The sequence below is a fragment of the Paenarthrobacter sp. NPDC091711 genome, assembly GCF_044756605.1.
GTDB lineage: Bacteria > Actinomycetota > Actinomycetes > Actinomycetales > Micrococcaceae > Arthrobacter.
This window is the reverse complement of record NZ_JBIVTF010000002.1, coordinates 364,184-383,034: the sequence shown is the minus strand read 5'-3', so window position 1 is coordinate 383,034 and position 18,851 is coordinate 364,184. Positions and strand designations below refer to the sequence as shown.

The window sequence follows — 18,851 nt, the reverse complement described above, 5'->3', positions numbered from 1 at the left end:
ACCGTAAGAGAAATCTCATGTGCTGCCCAGATAGAACTTACCATTCAAAGGTTGTTGACAGCAAAGAAAATCCAGACCCGTTACATAGGATTAACGTGCTTGCCCATCGCTATTCACACTTCGCCGTAGTTGGGGCTTGGATCACCTCGTTGACTGGCTGTGTCGTGGGTGTGACAGCGATTTCTGCCTGAGAATGTTGCACGATGTGACCGAAATTGAACTCAAGCGTGGTGCTCTCCCCAGGCGCCAGTCTGATCGTCGAAGTGCCGACACCGCGCTGGCTATGCCTCTGAGCGGCAAACGGAATCTTGACTCCGTCTTTTACAACAGTGTCAATATTTGCCTGCACGGGCCCGTAAGCCACAACGTTAGTCTGAACCGTGCCAGCGGGTACGCCGAAGATGCCGCCTCCTGTGACATATGCGGGGAGGGAAGTGGCCGCATCCGAGGGTGCAGTGTTCGTGCTGGTGATTCGCACAGTTACCTCCCGGTAGCCGTCGCGGGTGCAGTCTCGGGACACCTGCACGGTCCGCTTTACCCAGAAGTCCATCTTTGCCCCTGTTCCATCATTGAAGTACACGCCAAATTGTGTGGGGGATATGGCGGGCCCCGAGATCAGACCACCGAGGGGATATTGGCCGATGGCTTTTTGTTCGTCGGCAGCGGCCGACCAAAGAAGAATGCGGCGCTCCTCAACCCCTTTAGAGAGAGCATCGAGGAGCTTCTTGGGGTCGGATTTCTCCGACGACAGGCCCGCAAAGATCTCCTTGGCAGCACCAGCGAAGTAGATGTCCTGGAGTTCGGGCTTTTCGATCTTTGCATAGGCGTCAGAGAGGAGTGTCTGCACAACGTTCTTACCGGTCAGCTGCATCGGTAGGTCTTTCCCAATCTGCTGCACAGCTGGATCGGTGATTTGGATGGGGCCGGTTGCATTGAGGATAAAGCTAAGGGCTACAGGATCTAGTGAAAGGACTCCATCTAGCCGTTCACCTGAGCTTTTTTCCCACATTGCTTGAGCCGTGCTGGCTGACGTTGCAAAGTCTGGGGTGAGGTTGACGTCCTGCATGAATTTCCCCACGCGGGTCGAGTAGATGGCCTGCTGCTCAGCGTCGACCGGGATGGGAGGAAAGAATGCGCCTAAAGCCGTTGCGCTGGTTTGAGCCTCCAAGCTCAACTGTCCTTTGTCTACGTTCAAAACAGCAAGCGCTCCGGGTATCCCACCTGTAGCTCGGGCTTCCGCATTGTTCTGCACTAGCAGTAAGTAACGACGAGGCGCCTCGGCCCCCAGCATACTTGGTGCCAACCTTGCTGCATCAGCAGCGGTGCTCAAGTCTTGCTTAAGGGAAATGAGCTTACCCCGAGCCTCGACGAGGGGATTGGCAACCTGGGGCAGTAAGTTGTCTGTGTCTATCTCTTCCAATCGCTGGGCAGACTCAGTGACCGCCCGTGCTGCTGATTGAACCTTCGGAGCTGCGGACTGTAGGGGTGCAAGATCCATGCCATCCTTGCTGGGGCTCAAAAGCTGCCAGTTCAGCGACTGTAAAGTTGTCACGAGCGGCACGGCTCCGAGTCGGGCGACGTCATCGGCTGATGTTGCAACTTCGTTGACGGCCTGCAGGTTTGGTCCGATCCAGGGAAGCGTTGACGCTGCCTTCCAAAGAGGGTCATTCGTGGAATCGCGTGCCGAGCCAGTTAGCTTGACGAGAGAATCTACCGATCGCTGAGCAGCTTCGGCATCCTTTTCGCCAATTTGATCTTTGAGCGCCGGCAATAGTGCCGTTGCACCTTGCAGGTCCGACTTTATGTTGGTGGCCTTGAACCCGATCCAGGCTGCGCCAGCTAGCACCAGAACCACTGCCGCCGTCACCCATATCCCCGCCAGAACGAGCCTCTGTCGAAGGGTGCGTCTGGATCGAACACTCTTGGTGCTAGTTGTTAAGGGCATTACCGCCGTAACCTCTTATTCGTTAAGTGGAGTCGGATCCGTCAATCAGTACGCGCCCGTACTGTGGAATACGGCCCTGACAGTCCGAAGGATAATCACGAGATCGCCCGCAAGGGACCAGTTTTCAACGTAGTAGAGGTCCAAGCGCACGGAATCCTGCCAGGAAAGATTTGAGCGACCGCTGACCTGCCAGAGTCCCGTAAGCCCCGGCTTCACCAGAAGCCTTCGACGAACATCGTGCTCATATGCAGCTACTTCTTGGGGCAGCGGAGGTCGTGGACCTACCAGGCTCATGGAGCCCCCAAAAATGTTAAACAGTTGAGGCAGCTCGTCGAGACTGTACTTACGTAGGAAATTCCCCACCCGCGTTATCCGGGGATCGTCTCTAATTTTGAACAGAAGCCCTTGGCCTTCATTGAGTTCTTGCAGTTGAGCGAGGCGGGCCTCAGCATCGACGACCATCGAGCGGAATTTGAGCATTTGAAAATGCTCACCCTCCATGCCAACACGATCCTGTCTGAAAAGGACCGGCCCCTTGCTATCCATCTTCACAAGCGCAGCGACAATCAGCATGACGGGTGCTGCCAGAACGATCAGGAGGGCTGAAACAACTACGTCGAAGAGGCGTTTGGCCACGCGCTGCCCGCCCTCAAGGCTCGGAGTAGTCACATGGATTAGAGGCAGTCCAGCCACTTGCTGTGTATGGATTCTGGGTCCAGCAATATCTGTGAGCGCTGGAGCCATAATTAGACCCACGTTGCGGGAAGCGAGCTCCCAGCCAAGATGGCGAAGGGTTTGCGGATGGAGCTGGACTCCAGCTGATACGGCGACAGCATCGGCCTTACATTCATCAATTGCCGCCAGCACCGAAGCGGTGTCGGTTCGATGTCCCAAAATGGGAAGCCCCGAAGACTCCTCCGAGAGCATTTTTTCAGATACCCCTGGGGTGTAGGCGGCTATGGGAAGGTAGCCCGCGTGTTTTGCGCTGTGTAATGAAGCCGCGAGGTGCGCCACGGCGCTAGGGCCGCCCAGAAGCAGAAGCCTCGACATGCTGGCGCCCCTTTGGCGTGCCACGCTCAGATGCTGACGAAGAAGCCAACGAGCAAGAAGAAGACCGAGCAATCCCACGGGTAAAGCGATACCCACGTATCCGCGAGCAGTCTCAATTCGGAATACATAGGAAATGATCGCAACCAGCCCAAATAACCAAAGCGACGCGGCTGCCACACGTTTGTACTCGTCTGTGCCGGCACCGAGAATCCGGCTTTGCCTGCTGCTCCAAGCCCCAAGCATGAACCACCACACAACTGCTAAGACAACTGAAAGCCAGACATAGTTGAACTCTTGCCCAGATACGACAAAGTTAGGCTCGAAGCCGAACCTGATCACATAGGCGCCAGCAACGGCCCAGATGATCACGAACGCGTCGACCACCCTTAATATGCGCGAAGTGCGCTGCCGCCAGTCGGAATCGGTGCCCAATGACTTTCCCCATGACATAGATGATTGCGATACGACCGGAGGTCTCAGTGGAAAGGATACAGCCGGGCCATCCGACGGCAAGAATGTTGCTTTTGAGGTCTATGTGACTACTGCGACAGCAGATAGCGCCGTCAGTCGCCACCAGCACCTAGGAAACCGCGGCTCAACACGTAGAGAGACGGCACGCAACACGTAGATGGACGATAGGCCGATCAAAGTAAGATTGCCTCAGCGTCGCTTTGGCTCGCGATCGTCCCTGAGCGGGTGTAACCCTCATCGGGTCGCCGCTTAACGCGCGATCGCTCTCAAATAGAACCGCTAGTCCTGGGACCGGCCAGGCGTTGGACTTGCAGTTAAACCACTCAAAAAACGGGGGAGTTTTGGAAAAAGAACGTGCGATGGGCCGCGCGCAGTCAGTGGCAATCATCGGTACCAGGGGTTATCCGAGCTATTACGGCGGATTTGAAACTGCTGTCCGCAAACTGGCGCCATATTTGGTGGATGCCGGTTGGGACACGACGGTTTATGGGCGTCCGGGCTCAACTCGCCAGGATGATCTTGACCGTGATCTTCGAGTTCGCTGCGTGCAGACTAGAGGCCTAGAAACGAAGTCTTTAAGTACCCTCTCTTACGGTCTAACAGCGATCATGCATGCCGTCCGTTCAAAACCTGATGTCGCTCTCATCATGAACGTTGCCAATGGTTTCTGGCTTCCACTGCTACGGCTGCGGGGCATTCCGACTGTCGTCAATGTGGATGGAATTGAATGGGAGCGGGCCAAATGGGGCAGGTTAGCCAAAGCCGTCTTTCGCATGGGGGCACGGCTCACGGCCCGTTTCGGAGACACGCTAGTTGCTGATTCTGTCGAGATTGCACGACGATGGAAGACCGACTTCGGCAGAGATTCAGTGTTCATCCCTTATGGAGGAGAAACGCCGGAACAGCTCCCTCTGCAGGATGGCTTGGCGCGTAGACAGTACGTGCTGGTGGTTGCACGCTTTGTGCCCGAGAACACCATCCCCGAGTTTTTTGAGGCGGTAGAACGTATCGCGAGGAACCACGCTGTGGTGATAGTGGGCTCGTCGGGGTATGGAGGCGAGCTGGATGAAGCAGCATCTGCCCTAGACAAGGCACATGAAAATGTATCTTGGTTGGGCCACCTCAGCGACGATCGCAAGTTGCTCTCCCTGTGGCAGAATGCAGGCGTCTACTTCCACGGCCATAGTGTCGGAGGCACAAACCCCGCGCTCGTTCAGGCCATGGCTTGCGGTGCCCCAATCGTGGCTCGAGACACGGTCTACAACAGAGAGGTTCTGGGCGACGCCACGCATCTCACGTCACCAACACCTTCAGACATTGCCGAAGCTATAGAGAAGTTGATGTCGGATAGGGAAGCTCAAGAAATAGCCAGCCAGAAGGCGCTCCAAAGGTCGGCTGAAATTTATACATGGGATTCAGTATGCGCATCTTATGAACGTGGAATTTCGGAAAGCATCGGCCGTAAATCGCGGCTTCGTTCTTCGGCCGCGAAGGGTTAGCGATGCATCCCAACGTAGCCGCCGTTGTCGTGCACCATAGAAGTTATGAGACCGTCACCGAATCGGTTGACCGACTCCTGTCCGAAGGGATCAACGCCGAGAACTTGATCGTAGTGGACAACAGCGAGGAGCCAGAAAGACGTCATGACCTGGAAGCATCGCTGCCGGCCAACGTCGTAGTCCTGTTCGTCGAAAACAAGGGATATGGCGCAGCGGTAAACACTGGGCTCGATTATTTTGCCGGAAGTGCTCGGCCTGTCCCGGACTTTTTCCTAGTGGCCACTCACGAAACGAATCCAAGGCCCGGTGCAGTGGGGGAATTGCTTACAGCAATGGTCGACCCTAGGGTTGCTGTCGCTGGGCCCACCCTCGTTTCAGGTAATGAATCCGAATTCGTGTGGTCGGCTGGCGGGTACATGTCAGCAGTGACGCGGGTGCCCTCTCACTATCATCACCGGGCTAGCCTTCAAGTGCTCCATGGAGCGGAAGTTCCTGAAGAGCGCGACTGGCTAGATGGGGCATTCTTGTTGTACCGATGGAAAGACATCATCGAGCACAGAGTTGACGAGTCATTCTTTCTGTACATGGAGGAAACGGACCTGCACTTGAGACTAGCAAAGGCTGGCCATCGGATCCTCTGGGTTCCTCAAGCTCGAGTGTGGCAGGACTCCAACGGGATTCCGCCGTACTTTCTAGCCAGGAACTTGCGACTCCTTTTCAAGAGGCATGAGTCCCCTCTTCACTTGCTTGCTGTCGTCCCAGCCGTGGTCACTAAGAGGGTCCTTGGTGACGTTGTGAAACGTAGAACGCTTTCGACGGTCTTACCGTCCGCTAAGGGTCTGCTGGCTACATTGCCTGAGACTGGAAACACTTCGAATCAGCGCAGTCTCATGGTTCTCAACCCTTTGGGTGCGGCGCTTAAGCACTACGAGACTGAAGTCCTGAGCGTGGTGGGAGACACCGGCCGCCTTTGTGCGACGCACACAATACTAGAGCCGTCAGCGAGTGGAAAATCGCCATTTAGCTGGCTTTTTAACTATATTCGAGCCCTCGTGTCGGTCCGTAAAAGCAGCAAGTTTCAGGAACTGCTTGTTCTTTGGCCGGTACTGGGCTATTGGGACATCGTTATTTTTAGGCTTCTGGGGATAAGACGAGCGAGGCTGATCATGCACGATCCGCGCCCCCTAGTTAAGGCCAGAGGTTACTCGAGAGTGGCACGCTTCCTTGCGTCCAAATTGAAAGGCTCCACGGTATTAGTAGCTCAAAGCCCAAGGGCTGCGAGGGTCTTGGAGTCGGATGCTCCTCAACTTCCCGTCGAACTCTTGCCACACCCGATGCTTGTACCCATCCCTGAAGCGAACACCGAAAGACGCGCTGTGCCGCTGATCCGCGTGTTGGGGCAGTATAAACGAGACCGCGACTTGCAAGCCCTCAGAGTTATCGGCATCGATCTTGGCGGCTCAGCACAATTGCAGATCCAGGGCAGAGGATGGCCTGCAGTCGAAGGATGGGACGTAATAGAAGGGTTCGTTCCTGAAGACCAGCTTGTGACGATGTTTGCTAAAAGCGATGCGTTAGTAATTCCATACAAGAACTTCTACCAAAGCGGTATTGCAATTCGGGCACTAGAAGCCGGTGTCCCTTTTGTAGGACCTAGGGACAGCGTTCTGGCGGATGTCTTGGGGTCCGAATCTAGGTTACTTGTTTCAGACGATAACCCATCGCTTTGGACAGAAGCACTTCAATTCGCTGTCACAGATGAAGGTAAAGCCGAAGCCGAGAGGGCAGCATTTCGATGGCGAGAGCTTAGCGTCACGGCATGGTCAAAGTTATTTGGCGAAAGTTAGAACCGCAGCACACGTCGACGAGGTCCGATGGATGTCCCCCTCTTCGCAATTGTAAAAATCCTCAAGAGCTGGGACGGCCGCACCTGTGGTCGTCCCAGCTTCACTGTGAGAGTGTGAAGGCTTCTATTCTGTGCAACTACCTCATAAGCTCGTGCAGAAACTCTAATAGTGGAGGCGCAGTCGCAAGGACAGCGAAGCTATTTCCGGGCCTTTGCTGTTCAAGCTTTAAGTTAGGGCCGCACTATTTTTCTTAGAGACTCGGCCATCGAGTCTGTGGTATGAAGAGCCATGACTCTATCGCTTCCCCTGCGGCCCATTCTTGCGGCCATTTCTGGAGAGTCGAGAAGGCTGAGAACGCCTTCGGCCATACCACTGGAATCACCGCACCGATAAAGAAGCCCTGTAACCCCGTCTTCGACGTAGTCGCGCATACCAGGCGTGTCAGACATAACCACCGGGCGACCGGTCGCCATGCTTTCAAGCGCCACGGTCATCCCGGAAACATGAACATTGGGTCTGGTCGCGACGGCAACGACCGAAGCGCGTCTATAGTAATCCCGCAACTGGCGATGGGAAACGGTATCGATAAGCTGGACGCCAGTTGGGGGCTTGAGGGAACTGCCGGTCTGAATGATGACCTCGGCGTCGGGCCGTAACCTAAGAACTTCTTCTGCAACAGCGAACAGTGTCTTGGGGTCTCGATCTCGGTCTCGACCGATGCTCAGTACTAGTGGGCGCTCGGGATACTCGCAGGGCGTGAAGAAGCGGTGATCAATCCCAAAACGAAGGAAATGAACAGGCGGTGCGGCCTTTCCTAGCCATTCCGTGATCATCTCGGTCTGAGGCTGACTCAGTGCCCACAGCCCATGCATCCGGGGTAGAAGAGACTTAAGCAACAGATCCTTGGCGCCTGTTTCCTTTGAAGCTATTCGGTCGGTCGCCCAAATAACGCCCGCAAACTTTTGGTGTGTGGGGCGTTCGACAATCAATCGGAGGGCCAGATCTTCGTCCCAAGCTAGTGACTTAGGTCCTGAATTCCCTTTGGGTGCCTTTCGGGAGGCGATAGTTTTTGCCAGGCCAAAAGGGTGGAGAGCCTTGGCTTCCACACTCTTGACTTCTAGCTCCGGTGACTGGGCAAGCTTATGCAGCCCATATGGCCAACGGTCGGGTACATCGCCTGCGGCATGTGCCTTTTGCCATGCGTCCACATCTCTGCCGGTAGGGTAGTAGATCTCTAGTTGAGTCATTGTCCGCGCCTTCCTGAAAACCGTCTTGATGTCCCTTTGCAGGATGGCCAAACGTCGTCGAATTCTTTAAGTTGCAACTATGACTCCAGTCGCAGTGAGCTCAGAATGCTTTTATACGACCAGAGCTTCCTCGAAAGGAATAAGGTCAGGAAAGTGAGAACAATGAATCCAAAGCTCGCGATGATGATGGACAAGCGGCCTTGCATGGCAAATATGAAAATGGCAGCCAGTAAGCCAACGAAGAGAACTGGAAGTGAAGGTCTGATTACTCGTTTGTGCCACATGTTCCCGGCTAGCCCGACAGTAGATTGAGCTCGAATAAGGTAGGCAAGCTCAATTATGGGAAGCGGAGCGGTCATTGCAAGCGTGACGCCGGTAATACCAAAATGCGGAAATAGCACTATTGAGAGGCCTGCATAGCAAATGAGCCAGGCAGTCTGATGCGGTAGGAAAGCACCTGGTCTCCCTGCTGCATCGGACGCAGGAATTAGCGGAATGTGAATCGCATTCAGGATAAGGCCAGCCAAAAGAATGCTAGCTGCATTTTGCACTTCCAATAGTGGTGCACCCTGACCCAGCCAAACTTCGAGCAGCAAGGGAAGGCTCAGTATCAAAAAGACGCACCCGGTCGCTGAAGTGATAAAGGCGACAAATAACAGGTCGTATAGGACGGTGCCGGCTTTGGCATGGTCTTTAACAAATAGTCGACTTAGCACTGGACGGAACGGGTCAGTTAGCCAGCCAATGATTTGGCGGACACTGCTGTATATACGAAAAGCTGCGTTAAAGTAAGTTACCTGAGCAGGAGACCCCATGTACCCAATGAGCAGCGTGCCACATTGAAGAATTGCAGCTCCCACCATTGAGACACTGAATGCGCCCACACTGTACCTAAACATGCGCTGCAGCTCAGACCTCGAGACATATTGCACCCGGATTCGAACCAAGTTCCGCTTTCGGACACCGACTAAGGAGGCGATTGTCGGTGCAACGAGCGCCAAGGTTTCGGCGATGGCTACGGCTCCAACCGATGGCGAAAAGGAACACGCCGCAAGAGTACCCAAAATCCTTATGGCGACACCAAAGATCTGGTTTCCTCGCTCTATGTGGAGAAATCCTGCCCCTGACAGGACTGAACTCATAGGCCGGAGGACCATAGATAGAACAAGTGCATACCCACAGCCGACGAGGATCACTAAATCGCCCTGGGGGATGCCTGTGGAGGTCCCTTGCGTGGAGATATAAACCCACGAGAGGATGCCAAATGCTACGGCGGCACCACCGGCGGCTACCACCGACCAGGCGTGCGCAGTCGAAGCGATGGCATCCGGCTTGGAGGACTCGTCACCACTACGTGACCGCGCCATGAAATGGACAACGGCGCTTCCTACACCAAGGTCGAGGTAGAAAAGGAAAGAGGCAATGGCCAAAATGACCAACCATACGCCGTAGTCTTCCGGGCCGACCGTTGCGATAATAAGTGGCAGGAGGAGAAGCGCAGCCAGTAGTGACGCGACTCCCGCCAATGCGCTAAAGGAGATGCCCTTGCCAGCGCTTCCAGTCGTTGCGGTTCGACGGCGAGGGCCGGATTTCATATTTCATCCAAAAGGGTCATTGGATCGCCGTGTTCGCTTGCTCGGTTGGATCGGGCTATCGTCGCCAGCAAGGCGAAGTGCCGATGGAGTGCATGGCTGCTGACCACTGAGATGGCACACTTTCTCATCAAAACGGAGCACGTTGTTCCTCTTACTTGCGCTGAATGCGCTGGACCGGCGGCTCAGTTCCTAGCACCCGGAAAGACAGAGGCCCTTCGAGGAGAATCGTTGGGCCGCGAGGTCCCACTATTTGTGGCAGCCATAGAGCCTCGGTCAGTGTCGCCGTCGACGGCATCGTAGGTGTGATAGCTGTAAGCGTATGCATCTGGGCCCTTAACCGGCAGCCTGTTCAGCACAATACCCAGAATGCTCGAGCCGACCAGTTGCAGAGAACTGAGTGACTTCTCCAAGTCCGTACGTCGGATCTTTTGCGAGCCCACGACGATTACAACCCCACCAACATGCTGTGACAGAACAGCAGCGTCAGTCACGGGTAGGAGTGGCGGGGCATCGATGATAACACTGTCAAATGTTTGTTCAAGCCGCGTCAGGAGATCCTTCATGGGGGCGGAACCAAGAAGCTCACTGGGATTGGGTGGTATCTGGCCAGACGTGAGAACGAACAGGTCCATCCCGCCCCAATGCTGAAGAAGCGAATCGACATCAGCTGAACCAACCAGCGCGGTGGTTAGCCCGGCATTTCGGTCCAGGCCGAGGTACTCATTGACCATGGGGCGGCGTAGATCAGCGTCAACGAGGCAGACTGATTGTCCGGACTCCGCCAACGCGATGGCGAGATTGGCTGCGGTGGTGCTTTTACCTTCGCCTGGGAGAGACGAGGTAACAAGGACGGTTTTTGCGTGACTCGACACGTTGGCAAATTGCAGATTGGTGCGCAGCTGACGGAATGACTCAGCGCGAGGGCTTTGGGGTGCGGCCTGAGTAAGCAGCGGCTTTCGTACGGCATCTTGATCGAATGCAATCCCGCCCAATAGCGGAGCATCGGTTACTGACTTAAGATCTGCCTCACCCACAATGCGGTTATCCAGCGTTGTTCGTAGCAGGGCGACACCAAGTCCGACGGCCAATCCGACCAACAGGCCGAGCAAGAGATTCATTTTGGTATTCGGAGCCGAAGGTGCCGAGGGTGCAATGGCCGGCTTAATGATAGAGAGACTGACTGGGGATGAGCCTCCCGTCTTCGGCTTCTCAAGATTGTCCACTGCCTTAATGAGGCTGTCCGCGACCGCTTGAGCAATCGCCGAGGCTTGGACAGGCGAACCATCATTCACAGAGATATTGATGAGAACAGTATTGGGATCGCTTGTGGTTTTGACCCGTTCAGCAAGATCCGCAGCGGTCACCGCTAGACCTAGTGAATCGATTGCCGGTTGCAGAACGACCGGCGAGCCCACCGTTTTTACGTAGGACTGAACCCTTGCTTGGCTAAAGGTGTTGCCTTGCTGAAGCTCTTGGACAGAACCGGAGCTCTGAATTGCTACGAAAAGTTGAGTGTCAGCCGTGTAAGTTGGCTTGCTCATCACGGATGCTGCGCCGCCGGCTAGGAGGCCAACGAGCGTCACGGCGACAATCAAGATCCATTGACGGCGAATGACGCGCATGTAGTCGCGTAGGTCCAAACCGGGTCCCCCTGTGTGCTTGGAGGCTACCGTTGGGCAACCCCCATGAACGGCAATATTCGTGTGGTTATTGCAATGATACCTGCCGACGTTATGTCGGAGGGCGTGTGACCGTTGGAGTTACATCGCTTGACATGCGTTAGGAGGTCCTGGCATCTTCTCCCCGCCGGTCCATTTATCCAGCACTTGAATTGGGACGTGCAGTATTGCTCTACTTTTGAACATCGGATTTCAGCAGGGACCCCAAGCGGTGCCTTGCAGGCACGGGATCGTATCCAGTACCGCGCAGTTTGGCCAGATCCAGTGTGCTTTTGCGTGGTCGTGGGGCGGCGGGTTTGCCACGGAAGTATTCTTCAGTTGAAGCCCCACTGACGTCTGTAGCGGAGGCGCCAACTAGCGCATACACCTCCGCTGCTATTTCCGCCCAAGACTGAGACGCACCAGAATTGCTCAAGTTGTAAGTACCGTAGGCGGGGGTGACTTTTAGAAGATGGCGGATGGTCGTTGCGATGTCTTGTGCAAATGTCAGGCGCCCGACCTGATCGTTGACCACTGTCGGCTTCACCCCATCTGCCGCCAGTCCAGCCATAGTGGTGACGAAGTTCTTGCCATCGCCGATAACCCAACTTGCGCGGACAATATAGTGCTTGGGCACGACGCTCACCACGGCATCTCCAGCCGCTTTAGTCTGTCCGTAGACGCCAAGCGGCGAGAACGGCTCTTCTTCAGTGTGTGTTTCCTCAGTGCCGTCGAATACATAATCGGACGAGACGTGCACCAGGGTTAAGTCGTGTTCGACGGCGAGCTGAGCCAGCCGTGCTACGCCGGCAACATTGGTTTGCCAAGCGGCTCTGCGGCCGTAAGCAGTTTCTGCGGCATCAACTGCCGTGTACGCGGCCGCGTTGATGAGGGTGTCGTAGTTCTTCCAATTGCGAGAAGCGAAGGCTTCCTTCGAGTCGAGGTCGAATTCGGCTCGTCCGGCAAACTCTACGGATAGGTCATCTTTGTACGCTTCGCGAAGTGCCTTACCGAGTTGTCCGTTGGCGCCCAAGACCAAGGTCATGCGTGGTGGCATTGGAATGACTTGTGAGAGACGTGGGTGAGCTTTGTCTTTGTCGGAGAGCTCGGCCTGGGAAAGGGGGATAGGCCACTGAATAGCGGCGGTCTCGTCTGCCAGGTTCAGGAATGTATATTGCCCTTGGGCATCTGCACTCCAGTGATCATTTACCAAGTAGGTGTAGGCGGTGTTGTCTTCGAGAGTCTGGAAAGCGTTGCCGACTCCTCGAGGGATGAAGATCGCTTGGCTTGCATCCAAAGTGGCGGTAAAGACGTTTCCAAACGTGGGTCCCTGCCTGAGGTCGACCCAAGCGCCGAAGATTTTACCGGTAGCAACCGAGATGAACTTATCCCACGGCTCCGCATGGATGCCGCGGGTTGTTCCGGCTTTTTCGTTGAAGGAGACGTTGTTCTGGACAGGCTTGAAGTCCGGGAGGGCAACCGCCAGCATCTTCTCGCGCTGCCAGTTCTCTTTGAACCATCCACGGTTGTCACCGTGGACGGGCAGGTCAAAGAGCACTACTCCGGGAATAGGTGTTTCTGTTGCGGTCAACGGCTTCGAGAACTCGATCGACATACTACTGACCCTGCTTCGTGTACTTGGCCTCGGTCTGGGCCTTCTGCGGGCGCCACCATGCTTCGTTGTCGCGGTACCACTCAATGGTGTTCTTAATTCCAGCGTCAAAGTTGGAGAACTCAGGACTCCAGCCCAACTCCGTGCGCAACTTCGAGGAATCGATTGCGTATCGGAGGTCATGGCCCGGACGGTCCACGACGTGGTCATACGCTTCACGGCTTTGACCCATGTGCTCAAGGATCAGTTCGACTACGTCTTTGTTGTTCTTTTCACCGTCGGCTCCGATGAGGTAGGTCTCACCGATGCGGCCCTTCTCGATGATGGCCAACACTGCAGAGGAGTGATCGTTGGCGTGGATCCAGTCTCGGACGTTTTCGCCCTTGCCGTAGAGCTTGGGTCGCAGTCCGTCGATGACGTTTGTGATCTGGCGAGGGATGAACTTTTCAACATGCTGGTAAGGCCCATAGTTGTTCGAGCAGTTGCTGATTGTGGCCTGCAGCCCAAATGAACGTACCCACGCCCGTACCAAAAGGTCTGAGCCCGCTTTAGTTGACGAGTAAGGACTGGAGGGATTGTACGGAGTGTTCTCCGTGAAGCGCTCCGGATCATCAAGCTCCAGATCTCCGTACACCTCGTCAGTCGAAACATGGTGGAAGCGCCTGTTGTGCTTGCGTGCAGCTTCGATCAGGGTGTAAGTCCCGATGATGTTCGTGTCGAGAAAAGGGCGCGGGTCGTGCAACGAGTTATCGTTGTGCGATTCAGCAGCGTAGTGAACTACTACGTCGTGCGTTGCGACCAGGCCTTCGACAACCTCTGCGTCCGCAATGTCACCCTGAACCAGCTTGACGCGGTTGCTGGGGAGCCCGGCGAGCGACTCTACATTCCCTGCATAGGTCAGCTTGTCAAGCACAGTGACACTGTGATCCGTGTTTTCAACTATAAAGTGAACAAAGTTTGAACCAATGAAGCCGGCGCCGCCGGTTACGAGTATCTGCCCCATGACGCATAACCTTACGGGTTTGCGGATGCCCATACGAACACGGAATGATCTGTTCATGCGAGGAATCATCTTGGCTGGGGGAACTGGATCGCGTCTGCACCCGATCACCCTCGGCATCAGCAAGCAACTTGTCCCGGTCTACGACAAGCCAATGATCTATTACCCTTTGTCGACGCTGATTCTGGCTGGCATTCGCGACATCCTTATCATCACAACTCCTCATGATGCGGAGCAATTCCAGCGTCTCTTGGGTGATGGTTCCCGCTTCGGTGTGAACCTAAGTTACGTGCAGCAGCCGTCGCCTGATGGCTTGGCGCAGGCGTTCACCTTAGGAGCAGATCATATTGGTGGCGATACGGTTGCCCTGGTCCTAGGCGATAATATTTTCTACGGACAGGGTATGGGTACTCAACTGCGCCGTTACGCTGACGTCGACGGCGGCGCGGTCTTTGGCTATTGGGTCAAGGACCCCAAGGCATATGGTGTGGTCGAGTTCGACCAAGACGGCCGCGCCATCTCGCTACAGGAAAAACCCGAGAACCCTCGCAGCAATTACGCCGTTCCCGGTCTCTACTTCTACGACAACGACGTCGTTGAGATTGCCCGGAACCTTAAGCCATCCGATCGTGGTGAGCTTGAGATCACCGACGTCAACAAGACCTATTTGGAGCGAGGCAAACTCCAAGTTGAAGTGTTGCGTAGGGGGACGGCATGGCTGGACACCGGGACCTTCGAGGATCTCAGCGATGCGTCGAACTTCATTCGAACTGTTGAGAACCGGCAGGGCTTGAAGGTCGGCGCCCCTGAAGAGATTGCTTGGCGTTCGGGTTTCCTCACAGATGATGAACTGCGTGAGCGGGCCGAGCCTTTGGTAAAGAGCGGTTACGGCTCGTATTTACTCGGTCTCTTGGAGTCCGCTCAACCTGATCTCACCGTGGCGGGTCGCATCTGAGTTAGAAACGATCACCAACTGAGCTGGAGAACACGGCCTCACTCCGATTCCCGGTAGACCGCTTGGCTAGAATGCCATCAGCTGCGCCTGGGGAACGATTCTCAGTCTCGAAGGATGATTGACCCTGCAGGGGCATCCAAGTAGTGCGCTGAAATTAAACGAGTACCGACTACTCGGGTTTAAGGTTCTGAAGGTATCTAGCCTCGAAGGATGAACTCTTTATTGGATCCCGGTTCTCGGCGTTCAGGCGAGCCTGGTAAGCGCAGAGAACAACTTGCCGATGCAGGCGCTACGGCGCTTTCCATTGCGGCGGCGCTGGTCGTGCTCCCGGTGATTGCTGTTGACGAAGTTGTTCGCGCAGTTTGGCCAATGAGAGGTGAGCGCCGCGTCCACAGGAATGAAGAGACTCCTCTGGGCGTGTACTACGACTAGCAGAGTTATTTCTGCTCAGCAGCATGGATATTTTGCGACGTTACGGACCGTTCGCTCTGTTACGCACGGCTCCTGATGGAGTCAGGTTGACCGACTACGATTGATGCATGACTGTTGGGGCGCTGGAGCAGATCCAGATTGAAACAATGACCGTGCTCTCGAAGTTGTTTACGGCGGGGCAGAACGTAGCCCTAGTGGACTTTCCAAACCACGAAAATGCAGGCGACTCACTCATTTACTTAGGAGAGTTGGCCTATCTTGCGCGCCTCGGTTTGCAAACCGGCTACGTAGCGGACCACAGCAGGTACAACCCGGATCACCTTAGACGACTCGTACCTTCTGGCCCCATCCTGCTACATGGCGGAGGAAACTTTGGGGACCGCTGGACGGACTTTCAAGATTTCCGCGAACGCGTTATTTCTGACTTTCCCGATAGGGAGATTATTCAACTCCCGCAGGGCATAGAGTTCAGCGAGGGCCCGGCCCTCCAGAAGGCGCAGCTCGTACTCGGAGCCCATCCTGCCCTTACGTTGCTCATACGCGATCACGCGAGCGTCGCACGGACCAAGGAGCTGTTCCCGTCCGCGAAGGTCCTCTTCTGCCCCGACATGGCCCTCGGCTACGGCAAGGTTGAGACCGTGCCCGCGCCCGAGGTTCGGCTGCTCATTCTCCAGCGCCGGGATTCCGAGTCGGCAAACGCTGGAAATCCGATTACTGCTCGCAACTCAGACAGTCACACGGAAACAGATTGGGGTCTCACCGGACTCTGGAAGCTTCAGGCTCGTGTGTTGAAGGTACCGGGCGCCATTCTGAAACGGCTTCCCAAGCTGGCAGTGCCTTTCCACGGCATTCAGCAGCGGTGTTACCTCGCGCAGGCTCAACTCAACGTAAAGCACGCCATTTCGATCCTCGGCAGTGGCGAATTGGTTGCCACTAATAGGCTTCACGCGACGGTACTGACAGTCCTGATGGGGCGCCCGGTTATAGCGCTGGACAACGCGAACGGGAAAATCTCGGCGATTATTAGGGATTACCTAGGCCGTCTGAGCGGTGTTTACTACGCGTCGAGCGTCGATGAGGCTCACCTGCTGATCGCCGAGCACCTGGACGCGAAGGTCTCAGCTTAAACCGCTCGCTCCATCCCAAACTCCTCCACCCGGCGCCCCACGCCCAGCAGCTCGGCAATCGCCGCGATCGTGCGCTCTGACGCCAGCCCATCTCCATAAGGATTCACGGCATTCGCCATGGCCTCGAAGTGCTCAGCATCGTGAAGCAGCCGGCTCACCTCGGTCACTATCCGCTCCTCGTCCGTGCCGATCAGTGCTACGGTGCCGGCTTCCACGGCTTCGGGCCGTTCGGTGTTGTCACGCATCACCAGCACGGGCTTGCCCAGACTGGGTGCTTCTTCCTGAACTCCGCCGGAGTCCGTGAGGACGATGTGGGCTAGGGAGAGCATGCGGGTGAACTCGCCATAGGCCAGGGGCTCGGTAACCACCACGTTCGCCTTGCCCTCCAAAGAGGGAAGCACGGCTTCACGGACCACGGGGTTCTTGTGGGCGGGAAGGACGATGACCAGATCCGGCTCGGCGTCGGCAATCCGGGCGAGGGCCCGGCCGACTCCGCGCATGGCGTCGCCCTGGTTCTCGCGGCGGTGCGTGGTCACCAGAAGAATGCGGCGACCACTGGAAGCAAGGGATTCCAGCTGCGGATCGGAGAACGGGACCTGCTTATCCACGGTGGTCAGCAGCGCATCAATCACCGAGTTACCGGTGACTACGATGTTCTCCGCAGCCACGTCCTCGGCCAGGAGGTTCGCCCGGCTGGTGCTGGTGGGCGCCAGGTGCAGGGATGCGATCTGGCTGGTGATTTTGCGGTTCGCCTCTTCCGGGAACGGCGACAGCAGGTTGCCGCTGCGGAGTCCCGCTTCAACGTGGATGACCGGAATGCCGTGATAGAAAGCGGCGATGGCACCGGCGGTGGAAGTAGTGGTGTCGCCCTGGACGATCACCGCGTCCGGCTTGGAAACAGCGAACAACGTATCGAGCCCGCTCATGGTGCGGGTCATGATGTCCGTGAGGGACTGCCCGGGCTGAAGAATGTTGAGGTCGTGGTCCGGTGTGATACCGAAGAGTTCGTTGACCTGGTCCAGCATTTCCCTGTGCTGCCCGGTGACAGTGACCACGCACTCAAAGAGGTCCGATTCCATCAATGCCCGCACAATAGGGGCCATTTTGATGGCTTCCGGGCGGGTACCAAAAATAGGCATGATGGTGTGCACGTTTTCCCCCAAATGACCGGCCCCGGAAGGCACTCGAAACTAGTGCAATCCTATCCGTTCACAAGCCGCCAAAAGTGCGCAGAACACTTAGCATTCGGGCCGCAACCACACATCAAACAGCCCGCCGGTTTCCACCACGAACCTCCACAGCCAGCCAGCGGGGGAGAGGTCCGGTTCGGTACCCACCATGTGCACATCAGCGGCGATGCACTGCTTCATGAGGGTGCCGGCCCGCTGGAGGTGATAATCGGACGTCACCACGGTCACCGATGTCCATCCTCGTTCCACGGCGAGGTCCCGGAGCCGGGCGGCCTCGCCCCTGGTGTTCAGCGGATCCGGACGGAAGCAGTCAAGGTGAGGGTCGCCGTCGTGCGCTTCACAAAACTCGTCCGAACCGGCGTTGGCCGGCAGCCCAGTGGTGATAACCACCAAATCCTTGATGCCCAACTGTTCCCGCAAGGCGAGGCCCACCGGGAGTCGTTCACTGCTCATGCCGCCCAGGACCACAATGGCGTCGGTCCGCTGGGGAGTGGCGTGAGGCGGGTTGTGAAAGAGCTGGAAAGCAGCAATTAGCCACAGGACACCCGCCAGGACGCTAGCCGCCAGCGTCCAGGTGAGCTTTCGTTTGAACGTCACCGGGTGTCTACGTCCTCGAACACCAGGAAGGTTTGGGTATCCAGGATGCCGTCCATGGACTGGAGCTGATCGAAGATGACGCGGCGCAGGTGGATGTTGTCTGTGGCGCGGACCAGAAGGATGACGTCGAAGTCGCCGCCCACCAAAGCGATGTGATGGATCTCCGGGATGGCCCGCAGCTGTTCCTTCAACTCGCGCCAGGAGTGCTGCTGAACCTTCAACGTCACGTACGCCGAGGAACGCAGGCCCGCCTTGATGGGATCCACCAGTGCCGTGAACTTGGTCAGCACGCCCTCACCCGTGAGCCGGGCGATCCGGGAGTAGGCATGGGCGCGGCTGATGTGGACGTTCTCCGCCACCTGCGTGATGGACATCCGCCCATCGGTGGTCAGCTCGCGGATGATGTCCCGGTCAACACTGTCCAGCGGTACGGCGGTCTGCTCCGCCTCGGCCTCGCTCACTGGCTCTCCAATTCGTCTACAGCACAGGCACGTTACCCAGCTCACAATTGCAATTCGTCTTTCAGAGTACCCAGTTTAGGCAATGGCTTCCATGATTTGGCCGAAAGCTGGATACGAAACAAGCCCGGGGAACATACTGGAAGCACATAGTGGCTAGAGAAGGAC

The 18,851-nt window shown here is 56.3% G+C and carries 14 protein-coding genes; 4 read left to right on the top strand and 10 right to left on the bottom strand.

The genetic code is table 11. From position 1 onward, the window contains the following. Positions 1 to 109: 109 nt before the first annotated feature. Together ACIQH5_RS05100 and ACIQH5_RS05095 are read right to left on the bottom strand one after the other, a co-directional pair. On the bottom strand, positions 110 to 1,867 hold the full coding sequence (locus tag ACIQH5_RS05100; protein ID WP_400400841.1) for a DUF4012 domain-containing protein: 1,758 nt from the start codon (positions 1,865 to 1,867) through the stop codon (positions 110 to 112). A 123-nt stretch (positions 1,868 to 1,990) separates the two neighbouring features. Next, positions 1,991 to 3,445: a sugar transferase gene (locus ACIQH5_RS05095; RefSeq protein WP_400400840.1), complete on the bottom strand. Its 1,455-nt coding sequence runs from the start codon at positions 3,443 to 3,445 to the stop codon at positions 1,991 to 1,993. A 329-nt stretch (positions 3,446 to 3,774) separates the two neighbouring features. On the opposite strand from ACIQH5_RS05095, the gene ACIQH5_RS05090 reads away from it, so the two are divergent. Then, entirely contained in the window at positions 3,775 to 4,965 is a 1,191-nt protein-coding gene (locus ACIQH5_RS05090) for a glycosyltransferase (protein WP_400400839.1), read from the top strand. Positions 4,966 to 4,967: 2 nt separating this feature from the next. Then, positions 4,968 to 6,812, top strand: coding sequence for a glycosyltransferase (locus ACIQH5_RS05085; RefSeq protein WP_400400837.1), 1,845 nt, complete (start codon positions 4,968 to 4,970; stop codon positions 6,810 to 6,812). Between the two features lie 230 nt (positions 6,813 to 7,042). On the opposite strand, the gene ACIQH5_RS05080 is transcribed toward ACIQH5_RS05085, so the two are convergent. The 5 genes from ACIQH5_RS05080 to rfbB form a co-directional block, all read right to left on the bottom strand. After that, positions 7,043 to 8,059 carry a glycosyltransferase family 4 protein gene (locus ACIQH5_RS05080; protein ID WP_400400835.1) on the bottom strand — a complete coding sequence of 339 codons (1,017 nt, stop codon included), beginning with the start codon at positions 8,057 to 8,059 and terminating at the stop codon, positions 7,043 to 7,045. 77 nt (positions 8,060 to 8,136) lie between these two features. Beyond that, positions 8,137 to 9,654, bottom strand: coding sequence for a lipopolysaccharide biosynthesis protein (locus ACIQH5_RS05075; RefSeq protein WP_400400834.1), 1,518 nt, complete (start codon positions 9,652 to 9,654; stop codon positions 8,137 to 8,139). 182 nt (positions 9,655 to 9,836) lie between these two features. Continuing rightward, a complete protein-coding gene (locus tag ACIQH5_RS05070) occupies positions 9,837 to 11,294 on the bottom strand; it encodes a polysaccharide biosynthesis tyrosine autokinase (protein ID WP_400400833.1) in 1,458 nt (485 codons plus the stop codon). A 211-nt stretch (positions 11,295 to 11,505) separates the two neighbouring features. After that, entirely contained in the window at positions 11,506 to 12,927 is a 1,422-nt protein-coding gene (locus tag ACIQH5_RS05065) for a sugar nucleotide-binding protein (RefSeq protein WP_400400831.1), read from the bottom strand. Position 12,928: 1 nt separating this feature from the next. Further along, positions 12,929 to 13,927 carry a dTDP-glucose 4,6-dehydratase gene (gene rfbB, locus ACIQH5_RS05060; protein ID WP_400400830.1) on the bottom strand — a complete coding sequence of 333 codons (999 nt, stop codon included), beginning with the start codon at positions 13,925 to 13,927 and terminating at the stop codon, positions 12,929 to 12,931. Between the two features lie 55 nt (positions 13,928 to 13,982). On the opposite strand from rfbB, the gene rfbA reads away from it, so the two are divergent. Both rfbA and ACIQH5_RS05050 read left to right on the top strand, forming a co-directional pair. Continuing rightward, positions 13,983 to 14,879, top strand: coding sequence for a glucose-1-phosphate thymidylyltransferase RfbA (gene rfbA, locus ACIQH5_RS05055; RefSeq protein WP_400400829.1), 897 nt, complete (start codon positions 13,983 to 13,985; stop codon positions 14,877 to 14,879). A gap of 539 nt (positions 14,880 to 15,418) precedes the next feature. Beyond that, positions 15,419 to 16,438 carry a polysaccharide pyruvyl transferase family protein gene (locus ACIQH5_RS05050; protein WP_400400828.1) on the top strand — a complete coding sequence of 340 codons (1,020 nt, stop codon included), beginning with the start codon at positions 15,419 to 15,421 and terminating at the stop codon, positions 16,436 to 16,438. Here the strand turns inward: ACIQH5_RS05050 and wecB are convergent. From wecB to ACIQH5_RS05035, 3 genes are all read right to left on the bottom strand, one after another. Then, positions 16,435 to 17,577, bottom strand: coding sequence for a non-hydrolyzing UDP-N-acetylglucosamine 2-epimerase (gene wecB / locus ACIQH5_RS05045; RefSeq protein ID WP_400400827.1), 1,143 nt, complete (start codon positions 17,575 to 17,577; stop codon positions 16,435 to 16,437). The two genes, ACIQH5_RS05050 and wecB, sit on opposite strands and share 4 nt — an antisense overlap. A 99-nt stretch (positions 17,578 to 17,676) precedes the next feature. Continuing rightward, positions 17,677 to 18,225: a YdcF family protein gene (locus tag ACIQH5_RS05040; RefSeq protein WP_400400825.1), complete on the bottom strand. Its 549-nt coding sequence runs from the start codon at positions 18,223 to 18,225 to the stop codon at positions 17,677 to 17,679. Beyond that, positions 18,222 to 18,686 carry an Lrp/AsnC family transcriptional regulator gene (locus ACIQH5_RS05035; protein ID WP_043806261.1) on the bottom strand — a complete coding sequence of 155 codons (465 nt, stop codon included), beginning with the start codon at positions 18,684 to 18,686 and terminating at the stop codon, positions 18,222 to 18,224. The genes ACIQH5_RS05040 and ACIQH5_RS05035 overlap by 4 nt, the downstream gene beginning before the upstream one ends. Between the last annotated feature and the right edge of the window lie 165 nt (positions 18,687 to 18,851).